This window comes from Candidatus Chloroploca asiatica (genome assembly GCF_002532075.1).
Classification (GTDB): Bacteria; Chloroflexota; Chloroflexia; order Chloroflexales; family Chloroflexaceae; genus Chloroploca; species Chloroploca asiatica.
This window is the reverse complement of the sequence record NZ_LYXE01000069.1, coordinates 60742-85750: the sequence shown is the minus strand read 5'-3', so window position 1 is coordinate 85750 and position 25009 is coordinate 60742. Positions and strand designations below refer to the sequence as shown.

General features: G+C 59.2%; 18 protein-coding genes. 7 read left to right on the top strand and 11 right to left on the bottom strand.

Annotated elements, in window-relative coordinates:
* Positions 1–160 precede the first annotated feature (160 nt).
* The 3 genes from A9Q02_RS08090 (at position 161) to A9Q02_RS08080 (ending at position 5888) form a co-directional block, all read left to right on the top strand.
* Positions 161–1177: a helix-turn-helix transcriptional regulator gene (locus A9Q02_RS08090; RefSeq protein ID WP_097651850.1), complete on the top strand. Its 1017-nt coding sequence runs from the start codon at positions 161–163 to the stop codon at positions 1175–1177.
* A gap of 149 nt (positions 1178–1326) precedes the next feature.
* On the top strand, positions 1327–4416 hold the full coding sequence (locus A9Q02_RS08085; RefSeq protein ID WP_097651849.1) for a DEAD/DEAH box helicase: 3090 nt from the start codon (positions 1327–1329) through the stop codon (positions 4414–4416).
* 128 nt (positions 4417–4544) lie between these two features.
* Positions 4545–5888 carry an SWIM zinc finger family protein gene (locus A9Q02_RS08080; RefSeq protein ID WP_172450786.1) on the top strand — a complete coding sequence of 448 codons (1344 nt, stop codon included), beginning with the start codon at positions 4545–4547 and terminating at the stop codon, positions 5886–5888.
* Between the two features lie 13 nt (positions 5889–5901).
* On the opposite strand, the gene A9Q02_RS08075 is transcribed toward A9Q02_RS08080, so the two are convergent.
* The 11 genes from A9Q02_RS08075 to A9Q02_RS08030 all read right to left on the bottom strand — a co-directional run bounded on the left by A9Q02_RS08075 (position 5902) and on the right by A9Q02_RS08030 (position 21262).
* Positions 5902–7653, bottom strand: coding sequence for an Hsp70 family protein (locus tag A9Q02_RS08075; protein WP_097651847.1), 1752 nt, complete (start codon positions 7651–7653; stop codon positions 5902–5904).
* A 23-nt stretch (positions 7654–7676) separates the two neighbouring features.
* Entirely contained in the window at positions 7677–8369 is a 693-nt protein-coding gene (locus A9Q02_RS08070; protein ID WP_097651846.1) for a nucleotide exchange factor GrpE, read from the bottom strand.
* Positions 8366–8716, bottom strand: a complete 351-nt coding sequence (locus tag A9Q02_RS08065) for a J domain-containing protein (protein WP_097651845.1) — start codon at positions 8714–8716, stop codon at positions 8366–8368. Before A9Q02_RS08065 ends, A9Q02_RS08070 begins: the two co-directional genes overlap by 4 nt.
* Before the next feature lie 113 nt (positions 8717–8829).
* Positions 8830–11091, bottom strand: coding sequence for a tetratricopeptide repeat protein (locus A9Q02_RS08060; protein ID WP_097651844.1), 2262 nt, complete (start codon positions 11089–11091; stop codon positions 8830–8832).
* Positions 11092–11157: 66 nt separating this feature from the next.
* A complete protein-coding gene (locus A9Q02_RS08055) occupies positions 11158–11964 on the bottom strand; it encodes a metallophosphoesterase family protein (protein WP_097651843.1) in 807 nt (268 codons plus the stop codon).
* 3 nt (positions 11965–11967) lie between these two features.
* Complete coding sequence (locus A9Q02_RS24155) at positions 11968–12108, bottom strand: hypothetical protein (RefSeq protein WP_167857328.1); 141 nt, start codon at positions 12106–12108, stop codon at positions 11968–11970.
* 121 nt (positions 12109–12229) lie between these two features.
* Positions 12230–15331: an AAA family ATPase gene (locus tag A9Q02_RS08050; protein ID WP_097651842.1), complete on the bottom strand. Its 3102-nt coding sequence runs from the start codon at positions 15329–15331 to the stop codon at positions 12230–12232.
* A gap of 142 nt (positions 15332–15473) precedes the next feature.
* Positions 15474–16070: a nucleotidyl transferase family protein gene (locus A9Q02_RS08045; protein ID WP_097651841.1), complete on the bottom strand. Its 597-nt coding sequence runs from the start codon at positions 16068–16070 to the stop codon at positions 15474–15476.
* A gap of 275 nt (positions 16071–16345) precedes the next feature.
* Positions 16346–19126, bottom strand: coding sequence for a valine--tRNA ligase (locus tag A9Q02_RS08040; RefSeq protein WP_097651840.1), 2781 nt, complete (start codon positions 19124–19126; stop codon positions 16346–16348).
* A 165-nt stretch (positions 19127–19291) separates the two neighbouring features.
* Positions 19292–20101, bottom strand: a complete 810-nt coding sequence (locus A9Q02_RS08035; RefSeq protein ID WP_097651839.1) for an SDR family NAD(P)-dependent oxidoreductase — start codon at positions 20099–20101, stop codon at positions 19292–19294.
* 24 nt (positions 20102–20125) lie between these two features.
* Positions 20126–21262 (bottom strand): ArsA family ATPase, encoded by a 1137-nt coding sequence (locus A9Q02_RS08030; protein WP_172450784.1) that lies wholly within the window; start codon positions 21260–21262, stop codon positions 20126–20128.
* A gap of 222 nt (positions 21263–21484) precedes the next feature.
* Between A9Q02_RS08030 and A9Q02_RS08025 the strand changes: the two genes are divergently transcribed.
* From A9Q02_RS08025 to A9Q02_RS08010, 4 genes are all read left to right on the top strand, one after another.
* Positions 21485–22123 (top strand): cyclodeaminase/cyclohydrolase family protein, encoded by a 639-nt coding sequence (locus tag A9Q02_RS08025; protein ID WP_097651837.1) that lies wholly within the window; start codon positions 21485–21487, stop codon positions 22121–22123.
* A gap of 9 nt (positions 22124–22132) precedes the next feature.
* Positions 22133–22990, top strand: coding sequence for a bifunctional 5,10-methylenetetrahydrofolate dehydrogenase/5,10-methenyltetrahydrofolate cyclohydrolase (locus A9Q02_RS08020; RefSeq protein WP_097651836.1), 858 nt, complete (start codon positions 22133–22135; stop codon positions 22988–22990).
* Entirely contained in the window at positions 22990–24324 is a 1335-nt protein-coding gene (locus tag A9Q02_RS08015; protein WP_097651835.1) for a phosphoribosylamine--glycine ligase, read from the top strand. Before A9Q02_RS08020 ends, A9Q02_RS08015 begins: the two co-directional genes overlap by 1 nt.
* Positions 24325–24460: 136 nt before the next feature.
* Positions 24461–24946, top strand: coding sequence for a phasin family protein (locus A9Q02_RS08010; RefSeq protein ID WP_097651834.1), 486 nt, complete (start codon positions 24461–24463; stop codon positions 24944–24946).
* The last annotated feature ends 63 nt before the right edge of the window (positions 24947–25009 follow it).

Below are 25009 nucleotides of genomic sequence, written 5' to 3'. Positions count from 1 at the left end.
CTGGCCGCGTTGCAGCGGTCGCTGGCAGCCGCCATCGACCGCCTCCTGTTCCGTCGCTGACTTTGCATCAGCCCTGGAAGGCATCGCACCAGCATAAGCGCGTGTGCACAGAATGTGGTACAATAAGTCGAACAGCGCGTTACGAGGGGATATGGCACCTATGACCACCCCGAGCGGCGGCGGTATTAAACGAAGTTCCTGGCTCACCTTTCGGCGGCGTTTACTGCTGGTGCGTACGTTGTTACGTGGCCCTGCTAAAAGCGCAACGCTAATCGAAGCGATCAACGCTGAACTCGGAAGTCAGGGCTACCCTGAGGCAGCATCAGCAGCCCTCAAGCACGACTTTGATGCCCTCAAAGGCGAGTATGGTTGTGCGATCCGCTATGACCGGATGACCCGTCAGTACCATCTGGTGGATCTCGGTGAACTTGCGCTGCTTGATCTTCCTGACCCGTGCATGGAGGCCTTAGCCTTCCTTGAGGCAAGTTTCCCTGAAGCGAGTGGCTTGTCTGAACACGCGAATCTGCGCGATCTGCTGGAACGAGTGGTGCTTTTACTGCCACCCGCTCGCCAGCAACAGCATCGGCGGCGCCGTAGTGCGTTGCGTTTGAGTGTTGGTGGTGCGGCTGCGTCGATTCATCCACAGACCCTGGCCTTGGTCAAGCAGGCGATTGAAGAACGGCGCGAGTTGAGTTTTGCGTATCTTGGTATCTTTGATCTTGCGCTTCCCCGTCGCCACCACGTGGCGCCATATGGGATTACCTTTCGCCCCGAAGGTCACGGATACCTTGATGCAACCCTGCTTGACGTTGTTCCCCGCGGTGCTGAGACCCGCCATGCGGCGATTGATTATCGGCTTGACCGGATTGTGACTGGGACAGTGGAGGTTCTGCCCACAATGCTGCCACAGGTACGCATGATGCCACCTTCGTATGACCTGCGCTACCAGTTGCTCCCTCAGGTGGCTCGACGCCGCGATGTGGCTGTCGCTTTTCCCGAGGCCCAGATTGACTATCGCGACGATGGCAGCGCCGAGGTGACGGCGCGTGTGACAAATCTCTGGCAGACCCGACAGATACTGCTGCGCTATGGCGATGCATGTATCGTGTATGAACCACCCGAACTGGTGGAACTCTTTCGGCAGACGGCACGTGGCCTCGCTCGTATCTATGAGTGATGAGGCGTTGCTGAGATACGTTGTCGTCGCTGTGATCTGATCACCTGCCCAGGCCTGTGCCTCCCTCGCTCCTCTGTCGAGCCGAGGGTAGTCGGGTGTGAGGTCTGGATCGTGTAGGATCGCTCTATACCTGTAAGGCTTGAGAACGAATGACCGCGATTTTTCATGGCACCTGGTTGGTGGCTGAACGGCTGTTTTTTTTCTGGGGTGAGCAGGCAACCCCTTCGGTGCGGCGTAGTCGGCGGGCACGGGTGCAGATGCATCCGTTTCAACTGGTGACTGATGCGCTATACGAACAAGTGGCGTCGTTACCTTCGTGCGCAACACTGCCTCCGGATCGTGATCGGATCATCTGGTTGCCAACGCTTGGCCGGATGCCGTTACCGCTGCGTGAATTGCGCAATGCTGGCGTTGAGGCCCCAGAAGGGCAGCCGCGACTGGCGTCCTGGCGTATTCGTGGCTTACTCTTGACGCCGGTTCAGGCGCTTGAATTGTTACTCGAACTGGCCCATCGTCACGATCTCGGGGCCGATCTTCAGGCATGGCGTGCGGGTGCGTTGCTGGCGATGGAAGTCGTCGCCGGCCAGCAGATCTTGCCTGCCCTAGTGCGTGAGGGACCGCGTGTGCGGGCCTTCTGGCAGCCGCGCCCCGTGCCGGCAACAGCGGCGAAGGTTGCGGCACTTGCCCGCGCTTTGCCACCGCTCTGTCGGGCATTTGTGGATCGCGTCGAGGCCGCCCCCGCACCGCGTGCCCTGGTTGACTCGTTTCTCGCAACGATGGCTGATGCCGCTATTCGCGATCTCGCCGCCGCCGACGCGGCTACCGCTCAGAAACTGGAGAGCTGGCGGCAGGCTCCCATGACCCCAGGTACGGCGTGGATGACGGCCTTGCTTGGCCCCGATCCCGTGCTGAAACTGGCTGGACCACCCGCCGAGGAGTTGCTTAAGGCTTGGCAAGAGTGGGTCGGCCCTGAGCATGTGGCTGGTGATGAGATCTTTCGGATTACGTTCCGCCTCGAGCCGCCTGCCGATCCGGTGGCACCATGGTCGCTCAAGTATCTGCTGCAGGCTGTGGATGATCCGAGTTTGCTTGTGTCAGCTACGCAGATCTGGCGTGAACGCGGTCAGGAATTCACCTTTCTTGATCGGCGCTTTGCGCAACCTCAAGAGCGTTTGCTGCGCGGGCTTGGGTTTGCGGCACGTTTTGTACCCGCGATCGAGCGTAGTCTCCATAGCAAGGCGCCCGAAGCGGCGAATCTGACGATCAATGAGGCGTTTGCGTTCCTAAAGGATGCGGCCCCGTTGCTCGAACAGAGTGGCTTTGGGATGCTCGTGCCGGCTTGGTGGGGCGGCGCGGGACGCCTGCGTGCGCGTGCCCGAACAACGCCTACCGAGGGTAAACGACGCAAAGCCGAGCGTTCTGAGCTGCCCGGGCACCTGAGTTTCGAGAGCATGGTCAGTTTTCGTTGGGAATTGAGTGTAGGCGACCATCCGATCGATCGCGCCGAGTTTGAGCAACTGGTGGCCTTGAAACAGCCCCTGGTGCAGGTGCGTGGCGAGTGGATTGTGCTCGATCCTGAACAGGCCCGCCAGGCCTTGACCCTCTTTGAACAGGGTGGGCAGATGACGGTCGCCGAGGCGCTGCGCATGGGGCTCGGTGGCGCGACTGAGCCATTACCGGGCGGGGTGGCCTTTGGAGGACTAGAGGCTGATGGTGCCCTCGGTGAACTGTTACGCGATCTGTCGAGTTCTCAGCAATTGGAAGAGTTGCCCCAGCCTGATGACCTGCACGGTGAGTTACGCCCGTACCAGCGCCGCGGGTTTTCGTGGTTGAGTTTTATGCGCCGCTATAGCCTCGGCGCGTGCCTCGCCGATGATATGGGCCTGGGCAAGACGTTGCAGACGATCGCGCTCTTGCTGCACGAACGGGCAACACGCCCTGCTGGCGGCCCAACCCTGCTCATCTGCCCAACCTCGGTGGTAGGCAACTGGCAGCGTGAAGTGGCCCGTTTTGCTCCTGCGCTGCGGGTACTTGTCCATCAGGGGGTGGGCCGTCTACGGGGGAAAGAACTGGCCGCCGCCGTTGCCGACTATGATCTCGTTGTGACAAGCTATCAGTTGTTGACCCGCGATCGTGAGAGTCTGACGCCAATCAGATGGCGTCTGGCGGTGCTTGATGAGGCGCAGAATATCAAAAATAGCGATACCCGTCAGGCGCAGGCAGCACGGGCGTTGCGTGCCGAGACGCGCATTGCGCTGACCGGGACGCCGGTGGAAAATCGGCTCACTGAACTCTGGAGCATCATGGCGTTTCTTAATCCTGGCTATCTGGGGGGTGAGACCGAGTTTCGCCGTACCTTTGCCCGCCCGATTGAACGGACTGGCGACGCGCAGGTTGCTGAACGCCTGCGTCGCCTGACCGGACCCTTTATTTTGCGCCGCCTCAAGAGTGACCCGACGATTATTAGCGATCTGCCCGATAAGATTGAAATGAAGATCTATGTGCCGCTCACCCGTGAACAGGCAACACTCTATGAGGCGACGGTACGCGATGCGCTTGAACAGATTGAACTGGCTGACAGTGAAGGCGAACAGGCGCGTCGCCGCGGCCTGGTGCTCGCGATGTTGACCCGGCTCAAACAGATCTGCAATCATCCGTCCCACTTTTTGAAAGATGGATCGGCGTTGGAGGGACGCTCGGGCAAATTGATGCGCCTCGAAGAGATGTTAGAGGAGGTTCTCGCCGCCGATGATCGGGCGCTGATCTTTACCCAGTTTGCCGAAATGGGCCACCTGTTGACCGCCCATCTTGCTGAACAGTTGCACACCCAGACCCTCTTTCTTCACGGTGGCACCCCTGCCCGTGAACGTGATGCGATGGTGCGTCGGTTTCAGGCCGCTGAAGGGCCGCCCATCTTGCTCCTCTCGCTGAAAGCAGGTGGCACCGGGCTCAATCTGACCCACGCCAACCACGTCTTTCATTTTGATCGCTGGTGGAACCCGGCCGTCGAAGATCAGGCTACTGACCGTGCGTTTCGCATCGGTCAGATTCGGAATGTTCAAGTCCACAAGTTTGTCTGTAGTGGCACGCTCGAAGAGAAGATTGATGCCATGATCGAAAGCAAGCGAAACCTTGTTGCGCAGGTGCTTGGCACCGGTGAGAGCTGGCTCACCGAGTTGAATACCGATCAGTTGCGTGAACTGGTTGCGCTTCGGCAGGAAGAAGTGAGTGATGCATAGGGAGTTATGTCGTTATGCCTAGACCCCGTCGTCGAACGCAAGCCCGAGCCGCTGATACACCTGAAGATCGGAAGGAACATCAGCAGCCGCATGCGCAAAATGAACAAAAGAAACATCAAAAACAAGCCGTGAAGCAAGCTCGTCAGGCGCATCCGGCTGATGCGGCCCAACCGGTGGCTGAAGGTGAACCTCAGCACCGTTCGCGCCGTCGTCGCCGTCGTCGGCCTCGTTCGCCCGAGGCTCAGATCGGTCGCAACGATGATACGGCCACGCAGGTGAAGGCCAGGCCGGGTGATACGACGGTTGGTGCGCCTGCTGCCACACAGGCTGAGCAGGAACGTACAGGTTCACGTCGCCAACGCCGTTCACCCCGTCGACGGAGCAAGCAGGCGCACGACGAGAGCACCCCCTCACGGGCATCCAGCCCGTCACAGCGTGAGAAGACCCACTCAACAGGCAAGCAAGGCCTCCCTGCTGAACGCGCTGACTCACCGGCCAGGAGGGAGGGACACGAACGCACAGCGCGGGTTGGAACAACGCGTTCGACCCGTCAGGGACGGCGCCCTGACCGTAGCTCAGGCGGAAGCCGTGGTGATCTGCGGCCTGCACGGACGACGCGGATCAGGCCTGATCATCGCATTGTATCACGGGGAGACGCTCGCCCTCGCTTGCCCGCCGATGGCATTATTGCGCGGAGCCAGCACGGTGATTTTGGCGAGTCGTGGTGGGCCAAGCGCTGGATTGATGTGCTTGAAAGTTTCGGGTATGGCAATCGTCTGATCCGTGGGCAAGACTACGCCCGTGAGCGTGCCGTCTTGAACATTGATGTGAGCCTAGGGTATGTCACGGCGCGGGTGCAGGGTTCACGGGCAACGCCATATCGTGTCTCGATCTCAGTCTTGCCGTTGAGTGATGCGCAGTGGGATCGGGTCATTGACTCAATGGCCGATCAAGCGATCTTCACAGCGCGTCTGTTGGCGGGCGAAATGCCGCGCGAGATCGAACAGGCTTTTGCCAATGCACGGGTTTCCCTCTTTCCCCAGAGCGCACATGATCTGCAGACCAGTTGCTCGTGCCCTGATTATGCGAAGCCGTGCAAGCACATTGCGGCCGTCTACTATTTGCTCGGCGAGCGTTTTGACGAAGACCCTTTTCTCGTCTTCACGCTGCGTGGGCGGAGCAAAGAGCGGATTATCGAGGATTTACGGGCGCGGCGTGCCGATACGGCCACCGAGATGCATCTGCCCGATACCCCAACCGAGCGGGTGCCAGCCCTGGAAGATCTGATGGAGAGCTTTGATGTGTGCGGCCCCGAATTTGTGGGGGTGGCCCCGCATATTGTTGCACCAGGTGTCGCCTCGACCATGCTCCGGCGATACGGACCGTCGCCGGCCGAGACGACCAATGATCTGCATATGACCTATCTGCTGATGACCCGTGCGGTGCTCGAGCGCCTCTTTGCCGACGAATAGTGGCAACCGTCGTTCAATCCTCGAGCTCGTAGAGCAGATCAAGCAAGGCGTCGGCGGCCTCGTCAATCGCGGCCTCATCGCCACTGGTCGCAACGCGCTCGAGGTCGGCAACGGCTTTGGCAAGATCGGTATGCTCAGGATTGGCTTCCAGCGCGGTGCGGGCCTTTTCGAGCAGACTAAAGGCCTCTTCGCTAAGCACAAAGCCATCGTCCTCGTCTTCGAAATTTTCAAGGAGTGCGGTGATCTCACGGGCCTCCAGCTCTTCGAGGCCAACGCGGGCACCCGCGATCTCAGCCGGGCTCAGACGTGCGTGGGCGGCACGCACATTGGCGTTGATCTTTTTGCCACTGCCGCGATCAACCGCCGAGACGTGCAAGATCCCATTGATATCAAAGTCGAACTGCACCGTAATGCGTGGCACTTCACCCGGAATTTCGGGACGCAGATCTTCAAACATAAACTCGCCGAGCAGGGTATTTTTCGAGGCAGTGGCGTGTTCACCCTGATAGATCTTAAGGTTGATCGCCGTCTGGGCGGGATGCATCGCACTATAGATCTCTGAGCGCGAGGTTGGCACGGTGGTATTGCGGGGAATGATCACACTGTAGATGTCAGTGACAAGCTGGCCCATCATATACTCGGCGATTTCAATGCCGAGCGAATGTGAGGTGACATCAACCAGGATCGCATCAAGCGGTTCACCCGCGATGATCGCCGCCTGCACTGCCGCGCCAAGCGCCACGGCCTCGTCGGGGTTGATCGCGACCGCCGGCTCGATGCCAGTATGACTGCGTACCATCTCCCACACAAGAGGAATGCGGGTACTACCGCCAACAAAGAGCACTTTATCGAGTTGTTCGGCACGGATCTGGGCATCTTTCAGCGCATCATCAAGCGATTGAATCGTACCCTCGATCAACGCGCTGATCACCTCTTCAAACTCGCTGCGCTGGATCTCCGTCTCAAGATGCAACGCCTTGCCGTCCACCGTCATCAAGTACTCGACTTCCACCTTGACAAATGGGCGGCTCGAGAGCTCAATCTTCGTCTCTTCGGCAACCCGTAGGAGTCGTGCCATCGCCCGTGCATCCTGGCGCACATCAACCTCGTGGGTAGCGACAAAACGCTCGATTAGCAGATCGCGGAGGCGCTCATCAAAGTCATCGCCGCCAAGCTGGGTATTGCCGTGACTCGAGCGCACCTCGATCACCCCACTATCGAGTTCGATGATCGACACATCGAAGGTGCCCCCACCGAGATCATAGACGGCAACCATCTGACGCTCATCATTGCGGTCAAGCCCATACGCAAGCGCGGCAGCGGTCGGCTCGTTGATAATGCGTTCAACCGTAAAACCAGCAATCTCGCCAGCTTCGCGGGTCGCCTGGCGTGCTGCATCCGAGAAATAGGCCGGGACAGTAATCACCGCCCGTTCGACCGGTGCCCCGAGCTGGCTCTCGGCCACACGTTTCATTTCACGGAGGAGCAAGGCTGAAATCTGTTGCGGGTTATAATGACGGCTACCGAGCTCGACCTGGATATCCTGGCCCATCTGGCGTTTGATCGACCGGATCGTGCGCTCGGGATAGAGCACATACTGATTCCGGGCGGGAGTACCGACAAGGAGTTGCTCATCTGGTCCGAGTCCAACTACTGAGGGCAGAATGCGTTCCTCGTCATGTGCGAGGATCACAGGTGTGCCCTCACGCACGAGTGCGACAGCCGAAAAGGTTGTCCCAAGATCGATACCAACAATGATGCTCATACGCTCCTCTTACCTCATCAGGTTCACGAAGAATATTCATCGGCTACCGCGACTTCGGCATGTCGCAGAACGCGCGTGCCTATCAGCAGACCGCGCCGGATCTCTTGCAGCACCATTCCAGCAGGAGCGGTGCGCGAGGAAATTACCTCAACAACGATATGGTGATGCGGATCAAACGGTCGCCCCTCGGCAAGGATCGGTGTAACATCTTCGCTTGCCATGGCATCAAGGAGGCGTCGGCGTACAATCACTAGCCCTTGCAGCCACGACTCAAGCGTTTCACGGAGTGGCATGGGCGGAATAACCAGATCGACACACTCAACCGGGGCTTCGAGCAGGGACGACAAGAGCGTCTCAGGACTTTCGACGCGGTGCGCCTGATGCAGGATGGTATGGGCGGTACGAATCGCCTCATCGAGGCCATCGAGCACCGGAAAAAACGAACGCACCACGGTCAACCTGGCTTCGCTCACCGTCGCGGCGAGACGTTCTCGTTCAGCGGCCCATTCCTGTTCACGTTGTTCTGCTACGGCGCGTAGTTCATTCAGCGTTGCTTCAGAGCGCTTCGCCTGGGTCTCGGCAAGCGCATTGGCCTTGAGTTGTTCACGACCAGCGCGGCTCATCTGTTTTTCGAGGGCCGCGAGCGCAGTTGCCATGGCATCAAGACGTGAGGCAAGTAGGGCGACAGACTGATCAGTCAACTCGGCATCACTCATGACAGTTTGATGACCTCATAATCTTCACGCCAATCGGTACGGTGCAGTTCAGTCAAGAGTTCCAGCGCCAGGAGGAGATCCTGCTGGCTGACGTCGAGCACTGGTGCAGGTGGGCGACGGCGGCTGCTCGAAGCCTGCCAGGGTTGCAGCAGTTGCATATCGGTCTCGAGGCGCTGCTCGGGATCACGGAGTTGCTCGTAGGCAGACCGAATCCGTTTGAACTGCTCGGGATGGCGTTCCGGCGGATACTCGCGCACCAGGGCAAAATAGGCCCGTTTAATCTCGGCGGCACTGGCCTCGACGTTCAACCCGAGGGTCATATATGGATTGTTATAAGCTTCGCTCATACTTTTTGCTTATGGGTAAGACAGGCGGTTACGCTTTGTGCTGGCAAAAAAGCCAGCCTAGCTGGCTTTTTTGCCAGCGCAAGAGAGCTTCCCGGGGGCCGCAGGAACAGAGTTTAGTAATCAGGCATATCCAACTCATCGAGCATATCAAGCATCGCTTCAGGATCAAATTGATCGTCCAGCATCATATCGAGCATCGGGGTTCCAACCATTGATCGCATGCTTTGCGCTTGTTGTTCGAGATCGTAGCGTTTCTGGCGCCGCGCGATTTGTTCGGCCTTGCGCAACGTCGCCTTGGCGGTCTTGAGATCGCCGAGTTGGCCCTGTACCATCCCAAGGCCAATCAAGAGATCAGGATCATCTGGCGAAAGTTTCAACGCGGCTTCAAAGTAGGTGAGGGCGAGCTTGGGGAGCAGACGACTCAACTTGATACCTGCGAGGCGCAAGAAGATGACATCAGTTGGATTCAGCGCAACACCCTTTGCAACCAATTCTTGCCCGAGCAGAACCCAGGGATCATTTTCGTCGAGAGGCGGCGGCCTTTGAGCGAGTCGATCGAAGGAAGGCGGTGGCAGCGCTGCCCGGATCATCATCTCGCCAAGTTGCCCATAGTCGGCGGCATCTGGTTTGAACTCCCGCTCAAAGCGCTCGATCAACGCGCGGGCATCGTCAATAAGCTTCGCATGCGCCCATGTTTCGATGCTCTGCATCCAGACATTGAGATCAGTATTCGTGATTTCCAACGTGCGCTCGATCAGGCGGCGTGCCTCATCAAACTCTCTGGTCGGCAGACACATGCGGGCCTGATTGAGTGGAAAGATGGGGTTGTCTGGTTGGAGTTTCTCGCCCCGGACAAACGCTTCCCTGGCCCGGTCGTACCTGCCCCACGAGGACCAATCCACGCCATGCGCGAGAAATAAGCCTGCCGCCCCACGGCGCAGATCCTCGCGCTGCGGATGTTGTGCGACAACTTTGAGCATAATCGCTTCCGACTCACCATACTGCATCCTTGTACTCAACGTCGTCGCATACCGATAGAGCGCATCGGGATGGTTGGGGTCGAGTTCAAGTACTCGTTTGACCTCATTTTCAGCGGCGCGATCTTGCTCATTGGCCAGCAGGGCATCAGCTAGTTCGATACGTAGCGCAAGATTATTGGGTTCTGCTTTGATCATCTGACGGAAGACCGTCACGGCTTCATCAGGCCGTCCGGCGCTGCGATAGCAGGTAATGACCCGTTTGCGCACCCAGGCCTGACGAGCGGCTTCCGTATCGACCTCATTCGAACCGCTACCCCGATTGCCTTTGGTACGCAGCAACGCCCGCCAAATCTCGGCAGCGCTTTCCCAGTCTTCGATCTTTTCATAGGCCAGAGCCAGATTGTGCAAAAGTGGCGCTGGCGAACCGAGCTTTGAGGAGGTGGTGCGACTCAGAATCTGGCGCGCCAGGCTCCACAACGAGACCGCTTCGGCCCAATTGCCTGCTGCCGCTGCGCGGTGCGCCCCGCGGTCAAGCGTACTGATCCGCACCTCATCGAACGCCGGACTGCCCCGCAATTCAGCCGCGGCACGACTCGTCGCGATCGCGCCATCCAGATCATCCTGTTCCAACTGAGCAACCAGGGTTGGATAGAGGGCCGCAATCTCATTGATCGCCAGATGCTCAACAGTAAGCTCGGCCTTGGCAACCTGAGCCCAGTGTTTCACGGCCTCTTCGGTTTGCCCGGCTTGAGCTGCGGCGACCCCGCGGTAATAGCGACGTAGCGCATGTAACTTGGCCGCAGGCAGGCTGCGTTCATCTTGCAGCAATTCAGCGGCGGCTGGATCACCTGTCGTAATCAGCGCAAGCGCCGCCCACAGCCGCCCGAGCGGCGTGCCATCATCGGCAACCGACTGCTTGTGGAGCAAGGCCACAACTGGTGCGGCCCATTGCCGGACAGCGTCGGTCAACGCGGGGATCGTATTCAGGTCAGTGGTTGGATCTTGCTGAAGGATCGCCAGCGCCAGCAGGCGTCCAGTACGAACCTGCGCCGGTTTTTTGGCGAGAACAGCACCATACGCTTCAGCTGCGGCCTGGAAATCACCCTGGAGGTGCAACATCCGGCCCAGGTGAAACTGGTAGCGGCTATTGTCGGGTGCCAGTTCATGTGCCTGGCGGAGATCGGCAACGGGATCAGCGCTTTTGTTGGTGATCGCCCGGCGAAAATAGGCCTCGGCCAGAGCACAAACCACCGCAGGATCATGCGGAGCAAGCGGTGTCCAGAACTGGATCGCCTGGTCAAACCGCTGACTCTGAAAAGAGCGCAGACCCTGCGACCGTAGATCGCCCCCGGCTGAAGCTGCTCGTTGTTGTTTTACCCGCTTTGCTTTACCCATACATCGTTCATTCTATCTCACATATATCTTATCCAGCCACAGTTTGCGAGCAACGACCACCTTTGCTCAGATCCGCAGGAAACGATACTCGGCCACCGGCACGAATTGTTGCACCTCGGCCTGGTAGAGCAACTGGCTAATCTGGATGAACTGCTCATCAATGGTAATCAGATTGCACGAATTCTGACCTTTTTCGTGCCCATGTCCACGGCCCGACATCGTTGTGCCACTCTGGCAGATGATCGTGCCATGCTCAAGATGGGGCATCATAGTACGGGTATGGCCGACATAGCCAGCGTGCAGGTGCCCGGTCAACAACAAACCGACGCGATGCTCATCAAGCACTTGCATCGCGGACGCGGCCCCACGCATCACCCGATCTTTGCGTGCGCCTGGTAGATTCGCAACGGGATGGTGCCAGACAACAACTTTATAGACCTCGGGGCCATAACGGGCCAGGATGCGCCGCAGGTTTGCCCGCTGCGTGCGACTCAGGCGTCCGCCATCACTGGTCAACCCGTGGGCCGTATTGGCCCCCACCACCACCAGACCTGGCAACTCAAAGACTGGATTGAGTTCTGTGGTGACATAGCGGCGATAACGTCCAAGTGGATTGAAGAGCCGCAGGTGAAGATGAAAGAGCGGGACATCGTGATTGCCAGGTACAACAAGCTGTGGCTGAGGCAACGCCTCACGCAGGGCACAGGCAGCGCGCCACTGGGCAACAAAATCAGCCCGTTGGACAAAATCCCCCGAGACAACCACAAGATCTGGTTTGATCGTGTGCGCCTGAGCAACAAGCGTATCGGCAACAGTCTGACGGAAGGGCGGGCCGGTATGGAGATCAGAAACGTGCAAAATCCGATACGCCACAGACTACTCCTCGGTGGTAGGTACGACGACGGCTGCCCGGGCTTTTTCGCGGGCCAGCCCGATCAAGGCACGTCCAATTAAAATAGCTTCAACCGCGAGGGCCGCCACAAAGACATAGCGAACCACAAAGGCTACAGTTTCCATACCAATGCTCCCGCAGGATAACGCGAATCGAAAGGACACAAAGTACCCCAATTGTAACATGGTTTGTTGAGCTTACCACCCTTCAGTTGTGCAATTGCACGGTTACGGGGAGATTCTTGCGTTAACGTAATTCCCAATACGATCCGGCGGGGGTTTTGGTAATCTCGATCTGGGCAGGGAAGCGGTCTTTTAATTCGTCAATATGGGTAATGACGATAATGCGACGGAAATCGTCCTGGACGCTTGTGATGGCTTCAACCATGCGTTCGCGGCCTTCGGCATCGAGGGTACCAAAGCCTTCGTCGATCACCAGGGTTTCGAGGCGTGCGCCGGCCCGATGCGCCAGCAGCCGCGAGAGGGCAATGCGGATGGCAAAATTGGCGCGCATGGCCTCGCCCCCACTAAAGGCATCGTAAACCCGCGTCCCGAGGGCGTCGGCGAGCTTGATTTCAAGGGTTTCAACCGTGTCACCCTTTTTGGTGTCCCGCTGCATCTCAAAGCTGAGGTGCATCTGGCCGTTGGTCATTCGGGCGAGCAGTCGGTTGGCTTCGTCTTCAATTTGGGGAATCGCCGTCTCGATCAGCATCGCCTGGACACCTTTTTTGCCAAAGGCTTCGGCCAATTCAGCAAAGAGGCTCTGCCGTTCGCCAAGGGCCTGCTCGGTTGCGCGTTGGTGAACCAGTTGCGCGGCAGCGGCTTCGGCCTGTTTGAGGTAGCCCCGCTTTTCGCCCAGATCGTGCTGGGCTACCGTCAGATCGCGACGGGCGCTGGTTACGCTTGTCTGGAGTTCGACAGCACGTGCCGTGACAATGGGCAATTCACGTAACGCCTCGGCAAGCAGCGCATCCTCACCGATCAGTTGCTCGATTTGGCTCGCATCACGCGCACGGAGTTCTTCGGTCTGCTGGCGGAGCATCGTATCACGGGCGAGCGATTCTTCGGCGACGGCGAGGCGGCGGGCGTCTTCCTCCCAATGGCGCAAGACCCGGCTCTGTTCGCGAGCATCGTTGTGAGCCTCGGGGCTATAGCCAAGGGCATCGCGCTCGTTCGTGATCTGGCGCCCTTCGTGGCGTATCCCGTGAGCAAAATCGCCTTGCTCGATCTGGCGTGCAAGTTCAGCGGCCTCGGCTTCAAGCTCAGGCAGGCTCGCGAGGTCGCGGGAAAGTTCTTCGAAACTGGTATGGCGTGCGTTGATTTCCCCATGCAGGCGGCTACGAACCTGCAGTTGTTGTTCAAGCTCTTGCAATTCTTTGGCTAGTTGCTGACGTTGCGCTGTCATCGCTGCCGCATCGCCGAGAGCGTGCATCGCTTGCTCGACGTCGTTGCGTTCCTGTTGGATCGCCGAGGCATAGGTGCCAGCCGTCAGTTGCACCTCAAAGTCGGCGCATGCCTGCTGATGGGTCGTACGCTCTTCGTGCCAGCGCTCGGCCTGGGCCACTTGTTGGGCCAGGCTGTCGGCGCGGGCTGCGATTGTGCGCAGCCTATCCAGTTGATCTTCAAGGCGTGCCACGTCGTCGCGCAGGCTTTGCATTTGGTGATCGGCGGCTGTTGCGGCCTGGCCTGCTGCCGCGTACTGCTCACGCAACAGCTTGAGTTCATCCTCGTAGTGCGTATGCACCCGCGCAAGACCCGCCGTGCCCAGGTTGCTCTGACAGACAGGGCAGACCTCGGTGCCGTCCTGTAGCATTTCTTGGGTCTTTTTGAGCTTATCGGCGGCAGCTTTGAGGCGCGTCCGTTCAGCGCGCTGCTCACTCGCGTGATCAGCGGCGGCCCGTTCCTCCTGGCGCATCTGGCTCAGGGTTGCCTCAAGCGTTGCCACCTGGGCGGCGGCCTCCTGGGCAGCCACCAGATCGTTGCGCCAGCGGGCTTCGTCGCGCAACTGCTTGTCGAGGCGCGCCACCAAGCGGGCCTGCTCATCACGTGCCCCAGTGAGGCGTTCGGTCTCGCGCACAAAGGCACTCTGCAGATCGTTGGCACGCAGTTGCAACTCGCGCAACTGGTTAAGCGTAGCATCGACCGTCTCGCGCACGGCGAGCCGGGCCTGCTTCGCCGCTTCGAGCGGGGCGAGCGCCTCAAACTCAAGCGTCAGGCGGGCAAGATCGGCTTCAAGTTCACGCTGGCGGGCGGCACGCTGACGGAGGCCATCGCGTCGTTCCGCAGCGCGTTCGGCGCGGCTCCGCAACGCATGAGTGGCCTCACGCAATTCTTGCTGCAACTCTTTCCGCCGATCCTCCAACTGTTGCCACTGCTCGCGGAGCCCATCAAGGCGTTCGACCTCATCACGAGAGGCAGCAAGTTCAGCCAGACCAGCGAGAATCGCTTCGCGCTGTGCAAGCAGCGTCTCGGCGCTTTGAATAGCCGTATGCAAGCGGGTCAGCGTCGTCTCGCGCTCGTGCTGTGCAGCGCGTAGCTCTTCGAGGCGACGGAGCACCTCTTTGCGGCGTTCGGCCTGTTGTTCAAGCACACGACGCCGCTCGGTCGCCCGTTGATACTCAAGCTCAACCTGTTGCACCCGTTCTTCGATGGCCTGCACGCGGCGTTCAGCATGCTCAACCTCAAGTTGCCAGAAGGGGGCTCGTTCAGCCTCAAGGTTCAACTGTTCAATGCTGCCCCTGAGTGACATCAACTGATCAGCGAGCGCCCGCGCCCGCTCTTTGGCGCGCCCTTCGAGCACCGCATACTCGCCGAGATCGAGAATCTCGGCGAGCACCTGCTTGCGTTCGGCGGGGGTACGAGCGGTAAACTCATCAGCGCGGCCCTGCAACAAAAACGACGCATTGATAAACGTCTGGTACGACATCCGCAGCAAACCCTCGATGAGCGCCTGGGTCTCACGCACACTCGTCTCAGCGATGGGACGCCAGCCCTGGGGCCCGGTGACCTGCAGGTCAAGCTGGGTTTTGCCCGAGGTCTGCCCGCCACGCTTCCCGGTGCCACCACGCTGGCGGCGACGGCTCACCCGATAGCGCTGGTCGCCAAGCAGAAATTCGAGTTCGACACTCATCTCGCTACAGCCCTGAGCGATCAGATCATCATCAGGCATCCGTGCCGTGCCCCAGAGCGCCCAGGTTATTGCATCGAGCAGAGTCGACTTCCCGGCCCCATTTTCACCAGTGAGACAAACGACGTGCAAACCATCGAAATCGAGGGCAGGGGGGCCTGCCGTGGCACCATTTGCACGATAGCACATGAAATTATTCAGGGTCAGTCGAGTTGGAATCACGTCTTTTCTGGCTTCCCCTCTGCCGTCAACCAACGTGCGGTGCTTGATGCAACCTGGCGGCTCTCGCCAACGCGATATGAATGATACCACGAGTAGGGGCACGGCGGTGCCGTGCCCCTACGGCACCGCCGTGCCCCTCGCTTTATCCACCACCCCGCAAGGCCGTTGACGAGATATCCAGCCGAAAGAGATCCTCAGGAATCTGTGTGAAGAGATCCGCCCATTCTTCGGGCAGATGCAGATCATCCAGGGTCGCAAACCGGCCGGCACTGAGCCGCCCGGCCACCAGGAAGTGGCACCCTGCCGCGCGCACCGAGCGCAACGCTTCGGCCATGCCCAGGTCGCCACCATAGTACCGCGGTGCAAGCAGACGTACCGCAGTATCGTAGCCAAGAATGAAGGTTCGCCCTGGGTAGAGCCGCGCTTTTTCGGTGAAGAGGGGTGATCGTGACAAGACCAGGGTGGAACGCCCAATAAATTGCCTTGCCCGCCGTTCGATCTCGCTCAGCGCCAGTGCGCCTTTATCGGCATTGACGACCGCAAGCTCAAAGCTAACTGGTAGACCTGTCAGCCGCGTAGCCGCCACCGCCATGCCCTCGTGGCCCGCGTGCAATGGGTTGAAAGCCCCCGAGAGGATCGCTCCCTCGGGTGGCACATCAGACCGAGCTACTCCAGATGGTTCAATCGTGACCATCTGAAACGATTCAGCTAGCAGATCAGTGATAAACGCTGTGAGCATAGCTATACATACCAATTACGCCTGAAGATGCCGCATCGTCATACTGAGAGCCCGTCAGACCTCACAGGTCTTGAAGAGCTGTGAGGTCTCAGTTCGGAGGGGTGTATCGCCTCTTGATCCGCTTGACCTATTTCCTAAATCCTGGCCTAAGCGCAATACTTTTCAAATAAGCTCACGCGAAGGCGCGAAGGGTTCGCTCACGTACGCTAAAAACTTTGCGCCTTTGCGTCAAAACAATCGCCTTCTTTGCAAGGTATTGGGCCTAAGCGTCCGGTTTAGGCCGAAAGATCGGTGAGACGGGCTTGCAGCGTCGCCAGCGTCACCCGGGCCGTCGCCAACCCCTCACGTTCCCGTTCGACAATCGCAGCCGGTGCGCGGGCGACAAAGCCCTCGTTCGAGAGTTTCGCCTCGCGGCGCGCAACATCCGCTTCGGCAGCAGCCAGTTCCTTCTGGAGCCGGGCCCGCTCGGCGTCGAGATCAATCATACCGGCCAGGGGAAGGTAACACTCCACCGACCCCAGCACAATCGTTGCCGCCTGACGCGGCTTGACGTCGAGGCGCTCAACAATCGTCAGGTCATCAGCACGCACCCGTCCGAGCCGCGCAATCAGTGGCCCTTGCGCCCGCAACACCTCGGTCTGCGCAGCGCCAGCAATAATCGCCGTTACCCATTTCGCCGCTTCAACTTTGTACTCGCTACGAGCGTTGCGGATCGCCACAATCAACTCACGCACCAGCGCCCACTGCTGCTCGGCTGCTTCATCACGCAACTCGGGCATCGGCATCGGATACGCGGCCAGCATCACTGTACGTGGTACCTCGGTATAGTGGCTTCGGGTTGGCATCGTGCTCGTCACATATTGCCACAACTCTTCGGTGACAAAAGGCATCAGCGGGTGCAACAGCCGCAGCGAACCCTCGAGGATTCCATAAAGCACGATGCTCGTTGTCTGCTTGCTCGCCGCATCGTGATCCAGCTGTACCTTGGCAAGCTCGACATACCAATCGGCAAAATCACTCCAGAGGAAATCCTGAATCTGCCGCCCCGCTTCACCAAGACTATACGCCTCAAGCAGCCGATCCACCTCGGCCACCAGACGCGCATATGCCGAAAGAATCCAGCGATCAGCGAGCGTCAACTGAGGGCGAAGCGTCGCGATCACCCGTGCAAAATCACCATCAGCCTGCGCCAGAGGCTCGCGCAGCGCATCCATGTCGAGCCGGCTCAACACAAAGCGCGTAATATTCCAGAGCTTGTTGGCAAAGTTGCGTGCCGCCTCGATGCGCTGCGGGTTTAGGTTCAGATCCTGCCCCGGCGTGCCGCTGGTCGCCAACGTAAACCGCAACGCATCCGTTCCCTGGGTATCCATCACCTCCAATGGATTGACGGCGTTACCAAAGCTCTTCGACATCTTGCGGCCATGCTCATCGCGCACCAGACCATGCAGATAGATCGTATGGAATGGCTCCTGACCCGTCAGGTAACATCCCATCATCATCATCCGCGCCACCCAGAAGAAGATGATGTCATAGCCCGTCTCCATGACGCTCGTCGGGTAAAAGCGCTGCAAATCAGCCGTCGCTTCGGGCCAACCAAGCGTACTAAACGGCCAGAGCCCCGAGCTAAACCAGGTGTCGAGCACATCAGGATCTTGCACACCCTCAGTGGGCGGAGCCTCATCAGGCCCGGGCACCACAATACTCCCGTCGGGCAGATACCAGACTGGAATGCGATGCCCCCACCAGAGTTGGCGACTGATGCACCAGTCCTCGATATTGTCGAGCCAATTGAAATAGATCTTCTCAAAGCGGTCGGGGATAATGCGTGTCCGACCTTCGCGCACACTCGCCAGGGCCAGCGCGGCAAGGGGCTTGGTTCGCACGAACCACTGTTCGCTCAGCAGCGGCTCGATCACCTCGCCACCACGCTGGCTAATGCCGACACTCATACTATGTGGCTCGGTCTTGACCAGCAAGCCCTCGCGCTCAAGATCGGCGAGCATCGCCTTGCGTGCCGCAAAGCGCTCGAGGCCAGCATAGGGACCACCCGCTTCGTTGATCGTGGCATCTTTATTCATGATGTTGATCAACGGCAACTGATGGCGCTTGCCCACCTCATAGTCATTCTTATCATGGGCCGGCGTAATTTTCACCGCCCCCGAGCCGAACTCCTTATCCACATAGTGATCGGCAATGATCGGGATCGTCCTACCCAACGCTGGCAGCAGCACCTCGCGCCCAATCAGCGCCGCATAGCGCTCATCGTCAGGGGCCACCGCGACCGCCGTATCACCGAGGATCGTCTCGGGGCGCGTCGTCGCGACCGTAATCCACTCGACCGCACCAGAAGCCCAGGTGCCACTGCCCCAGGCACCCTGCGGCGCCGACCACTCAGGCGACAGCACAGGATAGCGCACATACCAGATCGAGACATTGCGCTGCTCGTACTCGACCTCAAGATCGCTCACCGCCGTCTGCAACGCCGGCGACCAGTTGACCAGATAGGTATCACGGTAGATCAAGCCATCGTCATAGAGCCGCTTGAAGGCCGTATGTACCGCATACGAAAGGCCCTCGTCAAGCGTAAACCGCTCACGCGTCCAATCGCAGGAAGCCCCAAGCCGCCGCAGTTGCTGACTGATCTCGCCCCCATAGCGCGCTTTCCACGCCCAGGTACGCCGCAAAAACTCCTCGCGGCCAACCTCCTGGCGTGATGTCCCCTCACTCCGCAACAATTTCTCAACCTGGCTCTGCGTCGCAATCCCGGCATGATCCACCCCCGGAACCCAGAGCGTCTGATATCCTTGCATCCGCCGCCAGCGGATCATCAGATCCTCGATCGTCACAAACATCGCGTGACCAAGATGCAACTCACCGGTCACATTGGGCGGCGGAATCGCAATCACAAACGGTGGGCCGGGCGCATCATCGCGGGGCGCAAAAAAACCGCCCTGCTCCCACCAGGCATAGAGTTGTTGCTCGACCTGCTGGTGTTCGTAGGCTTTGGCCATCTCGGTAGGACGTTGCGGGGCACTCGCCTGGGCTTCCTGGGTCATAAACGCTTCCTCAATCAATGCTGGATCCGAAACTATGAGCCTGCACTATTATACACAGAGAACAGACTTGCTTCGCCCCGTTCATACAAGACAGATCGAGGCGCGAAGGCTTGATATACCTCTATACGGAGCTTTGCGCCTTTGCGCCTTTGCGTCAAAATCCTCTCAGCGTCGCTTGAGCGCGGCCTGCAAGAGTCGCCAGAGCGAGCGGTGACGTGGCATCACCTCAAAGACCTTGCCTGAAACACCGTTTGTCGCTGAAGAGGCCATCTTGAGGGCGAGCAGCGCCGTCTCTTCGGTGGTTGTGCCAAAGATCTCTTTGATCCGGGGAAACGCCTGCAGGGCCTCGGCAGCCTCGCCAAGCGCCTCCCACTCATTCGTCATATCGGTAGGCACAATGCCGGGGGCCAGCACATTAAAAGAGAGCCCCGACTGCTTGGCGTGCTCGCGCGCCAAGCTTTCGGTCAGACGCACCACCCCGGCTTTGGAAACACTGTAGGCACCGAGAAAACGCTGCGCCCGCTTGAACCCACCTCCGGTGACATTAATCACCTTGCCATAGTTGCGTTCGAGCATATGCGGTAACACCGTCACACACCCATAATAGGTGCCCATCAAATTCACCTGAATGACCCGTTCCCAATCGGCTTGCGGCACATCAAGCGTGCGGCCAAATGGCCCCGAGATAGCGGCATTGTTCACCCAGATATCAACCTGGCGATACATCGAGAGCGCATGGACAAAGAGTTGTTCGACCTGTTTACGATCGGCTACATCGCACGCCATCCCGGTCGCATCAATGCCTTCGGCCCGTAACTGCTCGACCGTCGCCACAACGGCTTCGGGGCGTGAAGAAGAGACCACCACCCGGGCACCAGCCGTGCCAAAACATTCAGCCATTGCCCGCCCAATGCCACGCGTACTGCCGGTAATCACCGCCACCCGACCACGTAGAGAAATCGTTTTGCGCCCCATCACAGACTCCAGGCATAGAGAGAATTACGTACCGGTTTCTTTGCGCGGACGGATAATAAGTGTTTCACCCTGACGCGACGCGCGGATCGCGGTAATGCCACGCAACCCTTCTGGCATCAGTAAGTGACGCCGATATGGTCCGGCACGAATAATAAGTTCATCACCACTCAACGTCAGCCCGAGCAATTCGCGGGGGAGACCGGGGAGATCCAATGCAACCTGCGGATCAGGCAGCCCGGTCAGACGAATGGGGGCCGCTGGGGGGGCGCCAGGCAAGGGCGAGTCACCATTATACATACGACTCCCCAGGGTCATCAGGGCCGCAAGATTATCGGGGGTTCCGAAGATCGGCAGGCCATACACCGGGCGACCCTGCCAAATGGTACCGGCCTCTTGGATGACCGCTTGCTGTTCGGCCACCATTGGTTCCAGTTCAGCGACGCCAGTCGGCATCAGCGGCGCAGCCACCAGCGACTCGACCGCCAACCCAAAGAGTTGCAACGCCGGAATATTAAGCCGCGCCTCGGCCAAACCTGAACGATCAGGCGGCAAAACATAGCGCACCCGCGAAAACTGGGAACTGACCATCTCGTCGCGCAAGCGCTCGAGTTGTACCCGTGCATCCTGGATCCGCCCAAGCCAGTCAGTTGAAATCGGTAAAAGCGCCGTAGGGATGATCGCCCGCGCCACCGATGCACTCGAACGCCCTGGCCCACGATCCAACCCGATCAACAAACGCACAAACCAGCGAAAGGTATCCGGTGCCCCCAACGACCGTAGCAACGTCTCGGGAGGGCCGGCATCCGCACAAACCACATCATAGTCGTTCTTATACTTCTGGAGACCGGTGACAGCGAGAAAGAGATCACTCCCAGGAATAACCGGGAGTTCATCACCGGTGATCGTCGGATTCCCCCCCGAACGAATAGCCCCCCAGACTTTGCTGAGATCTTCCAACGGATCAATACACCAGAGATCAAGGTTTGGGCCAAGTGGGTGTGGTTCCACAGCGGAAGTAACCCCCAACAGCGAGGCAACTGGATGTGCCGGGCCGACGCTGGCAAGCAGCACCCGTGAGCCAGCCTGCGCCGCTGCAGCAGCCGTGACTGCCGCAGCGCGCGCGGTGACTCCGACGGGTCCAGTAAAAATTAGTGTTTGCATGCATTCCCTCTGGGCCAGAAAACAATCGCTACTCGGCAAGTGTAGCATACTTGTCGATCCTTCAGGCTGCTATAATACGTGCAGAGGCGCGGCAGCGCAGCCTGTGATCAACTTCATCCATCACGAACATAGCTTGCCGCAGCAACCAGCACCTGGTGTGCGGCCTCAGGATACCCGTCTATTGTATCAGGTCATACGAGCCTATCTGACAGGAGGCATACATTGACAGCTTCATTGGATCACCAGTCCCTTGGCACCTTTCTTGACACCCTCGCCTCACGCGCCCCCACTCCGGGCGGGGGCAGCGTTGCGGCCCTCAATGGGGCAATGGCCGCTGGCTTGATCAGCATGGTCTGCGCCCTCACCATTGGCAAACCGCAGTACGCTGCACTCGAAGACGATCTGCGTGGTATCCACGACCGGGCCGAGACCCTGCGGCGTGAATTGCAACACCTCGCCGATCAGGATATCGAGGTCTTCGAACGGCTCTCGGCGGCCTATCGTTTGCCCCGTACCACCGAAGCCGACGCCGCAGTGCGCCGAGCCGCCATCCAGCAAGTCACCCGTCAGGCCGCCGACATCCCCTTGCGCACAGCCCAGGCCGCAGCAGCGCTCATCCCGCTCTGTACCGCCCTAGCCCCACAGGTTGGGCGCCTAATAGTCAGCGATATCGGCGTCGCCATCCTGATTACCAAAGCGACGATTCAGAGCGCGATCCTCAATGTCGAGATTAACCTTGCGGGGCTCGACGACCAGCAGTATGTGCGTGAAACACGGGCAAGCATTGAAGACCTTGTGGCAAACCTCAATGAAAAGACCGAGGAGATTGTCGCAATTGTGCGCGATCGCATCAATGGATAAGGATACGGCATGACCCCCATCATTCTGGACGGACGCAGCCTGGCGCAAGAATTGCGCCAGGAGGCAGAACTGGAACTTGTCGAACTGCAACACCGCCTCGGTCGCCCCGCTGGGATGGCCGTCATTCAGGTCGGCAATGATCCTGCCTCATCACGGTATGTCCGTACGATTAGCAAACTCTGTCATACCCTGGGCGCTTCGTTCCGCCTCGAACAACTCGCCGCCGACGCCGCGCAGGACGATCTTCTCCGGGTTATTGCGACCCTGAATAGTGCCGATGAAGTGGATGGCATTATGATCCAGATGCCGCTCCCGCCTCATCTTGATACCACCAGCGCAATCCTGGCTCTTGATTACCGCAAAGATGTGGACGGCGTCCATCCGATCAATGCCGGTCTCCTCGCTCAGGGTCGCCCCGGCATTGTGCCCAATACCCCCGCCGGAGGCATCGAACTGCTGCGACGCAATGGCATTGAACTCCGCGGGAAACGCGCTGCCGTGGTTGGGCGTAGCCCGGTGGTTGGGCGCCCGATGGCCCAGTTGTTGACTACCGCTGATGCTACCGTTACCATCTGCCATTCTCGTACCACCAACCTTGGGGACGTCTTGCGTACCTGCGAGATCGTTTGTGTTGCCGCAGGACGGCCCCGCTTGATTACCGCCGAAATGATCAGCCCCGGTACCGTCGTCGTTGACTTTGGCACGAATGTTGATGCAGAGGGTCAGTTGATTGGCGATGTTGACTTTGCCGGTGTCGCTGAACGCGCACGTGCAATCACACCCGTACCCGGTGGAACCGGCCCTGTGACCAATAGTATGTTGATCAAAAACATCATCACGGCAGCGCGTACACGGCTGGTGCAATAGTGAAGATCCTGGTACTCGGATCCGATGGGCGCGCCCATGCCCTGGTCTGGAAACTCTTTCACCATACCAGCGCCGAGGTGATGGTTGCACCAGGGAATGGTGGTGCCTCGTTGCTCGCGCCTGTGGTCGAGCTCGAGCCGACCGATGCCGTTGCGATCGCCCGCTGGGCTTTTGGCGTACCGATCGACCTCATTGTGCCAGCCGATACGACGGCCCTCGCAGCCGGGTTGGTTGATGAGGTTGTTGCGATGCATATCGGGGTGTGTGGGCCGGCTCTACGGGCAACGCGTCTCGAAACAAGCCGTTGCTTTGCCCGTGCGTTGCTCGAACGCCACGGGTTGCCGCTCGCCGCTGGGCGCGTCTGTGAGGATCTGGCAACGGCTGAAAAATATCTGGCCGCCCACGCCCTGCCAGTTGTGATCAGAGCCGATCGCCCCGAAGATGGCGATGGCGTCTATACCGACCGCTACGCGGCGCTCGAAGGCCTCCGGGCAAGCTATGCCAATCGCCCGGTCGTCGGGCCAGAGGCCGGGGTCGTGATTGAAAGCTATCTGCCTGGGCCAACCTTTAGCTTTACGGTACTCACCGACGGCAGCACCGCCGTGCCCCTCTTGCCCGTCCACACGTATGATCACCTCGGGCCAGAACCAGCAAGCCCGCATGCACCGGGGATGGGGGCCGCAACTGGCAATTCTACCTATGCCCAGAAACTCGGCGACTACCTCCATACCCGCATCATGCAACCATTGGTTGCCGCTCTCACCCGCGACCAGATCCCCTACTGGGGCTTTCTCGGCATTGATGGGATTATTACCCAGAAGGGGCCGATCATCATCGGTCTTCGCTGCAGCCTGCGTGATATGGAAGCCCAGACCGTTTTGCCACGCCTCGAAGACGATCTCGAACCACTGATCGAGGCCACCATTGCCCGTCGCCTCGACCAGATCGCCCCGCTCCACTGGAAAGACGAAGCAAGTGTCGCTCTGGCCCTTGTGACCATGGGCTACCCTCATCACTACCCACCCGGCGCACCGATCGACGGGTTGAGCGAGCTTGATGAAGGCATCCTCGTCTTTCATGACCAGACCCACCACCCCGCCGGTCTACAGTATGCGCCCGCTCAGCCCCACCGCGGCCTCGGAACTTTATTTACAGGCCCTCATTCTGGTTCCAGCGGACGGCCAACGATCACCGGGGGGCATGTGCTTACCGTCGTCGCGATGGGGGCGACCCTCGCTGGCGCCCGTGGACGCGCCTTGCTCAACGCCGAACGCATCACCTTTCCGGGACGTACCTACCGTGAAGATATCGGCCTCCATCTTTTTCAGGCTTGACTCTCATGACGCAGTGTGTTATACTCTGTTTATAACGCAGTGCGTTAAAGTCTGCAAACGAAAAATGAGTGTGGTATGATACCATACAACAGGTTGCAGGGCTTGTTTATAGACACAGAAGATTGGGAGGAAAATCATGGCCGTAACACCTGATGAAGTCGAGGTTAACGTTCGCGAAATCGAAGAGCAGCCCGAAGCTGAAAAGCAGATGGTGCCCATCTTTGACGTTGTTCGCCGCATGATCCTGGCGGGCTTTGGGGCTTTTGCCCTGACACGTGACGAAGCCGAGCAATTCCTGAACCGCCTGGTTGAGCGGGGTGAGATCGCGCAGAAAGATGCGCAGCATCTGATCGAAGAGACGGTCGGTAAATTCCGTCAGGTCGCGCAACCACCAACCGTGCAGGTCGAAAACAGCGTGCAGAACCTGTCCACCCAGGTGGAGACGGGCCTCGAGCAGATGCTGAACCGGATGAATATCCCTTCCAAGCGCGATATTGACGAACTGAGCGCCAAGATCGCCCAACTCGCCGCTCGCGTCGAGGAACTTCGACGTGCAGATCCGGCCCCGGCAGCCAACAAGCCCCGTGGGGTCAAGGCTGCTGATGGCAAAGCCGACGAATAGTCCTGTCATCCCCCTGCGCTGATGAGCGCAGCAGGTCGATACAGTTCGACTTGCTGCGCTCAT

Excerpts from the sequence above, each read along its gene's own strand:
- A9Q02_RS08090 (WP_097651850.1), top strand. The coding sequence starts at position 161 with ATGACCACCCCGAGCGGCGGCGGTATTAAACGAAGTTCCTGGCTCACC.
- A9Q02_RS08085 (WP_097651849.1), top strand. The coding sequence starts at position 1,327 with ATGACCGCGATTTTTCATGGCACCTGGTTGGTGGCTGAACGGCTGTTT.
- A9Q02_RS08075 (WP_097651847.1), bottom strand. The coding sequence starts at position 7,653 with ATGAGCATCATTGTTGGTATCGATCTTGGGACAACCTTTTCGGCTGTC.
- A9Q02_RS08070 (WP_097651846.1), bottom strand. The coding sequence starts at position 8,369 with ATGAGTGATGCCGAGTTGACTGATCAGTCTGTCGCCCTACTTGCCTCA.
- A9Q02_RS08065 (WP_097651845.1), bottom strand. The coding sequence starts at position 8,716 with ATGAGCGAAGCTTATAACAATCCATATATGACCCTCGGGTTGAACGTC.
- A9Q02_RS08060 (WP_097651844.1), bottom strand. The coding sequence starts at position 11,091 with ATGGGTAAAGCAAAGCGGGTAAAACAACAACGAGCAGCTTCAGCCGGG.
- A9Q02_RS24155 (WP_167857328.1), bottom strand. The coding sequence starts at position 12,108 with ATGGAAACTGTAGCCTTTGTGGTTCGCTATGTCTTTGTGGCGGCCCTC.
- A9Q02_RS08045 (WP_097651841.1), bottom strand. The coding sequence starts at position 16,070 with ATGCTCACAGCGTTTATCACTGATCTGCTAGCTGAATCGTTTCAGATG.
- A9Q02_RS08040 (WP_097651840.1), bottom strand. The coding sequence starts at position 19,126 with ATGACCCAGGAAGCCCAGGCGAGTGCCCCGCAACGTCCTACCGAGATG.
- A9Q02_RS08035 (WP_097651839.1), bottom strand. The coding sequence starts at position 20,101 with ATGGGGCGCAAAACGATTTCTCTACGTGGTCGGGTGGCGGTGATTACC.
- A9Q02_RS08030 (WP_172450784.1), bottom strand. The coding sequence starts at position 21,262 with ATGCAAACACTAATTTTTACTGGACCCGTCGGAGTCACCGCGCGCGCT.
- A9Q02_RS08020 (WP_097651836.1), top strand. The coding sequence starts at position 22,133 with ATGACCCCCATCATTCTGGACGGACGCAGCCTGGCGCAAGAATTGCGC.
- A9Q02_RS08010 (WP_097651834.1), top strand. The coding sequence starts at position 24,461 with ATGGCCGTAACACCTGATGAAGTCGAGGTTAACGTTCGCGAAATCGAA.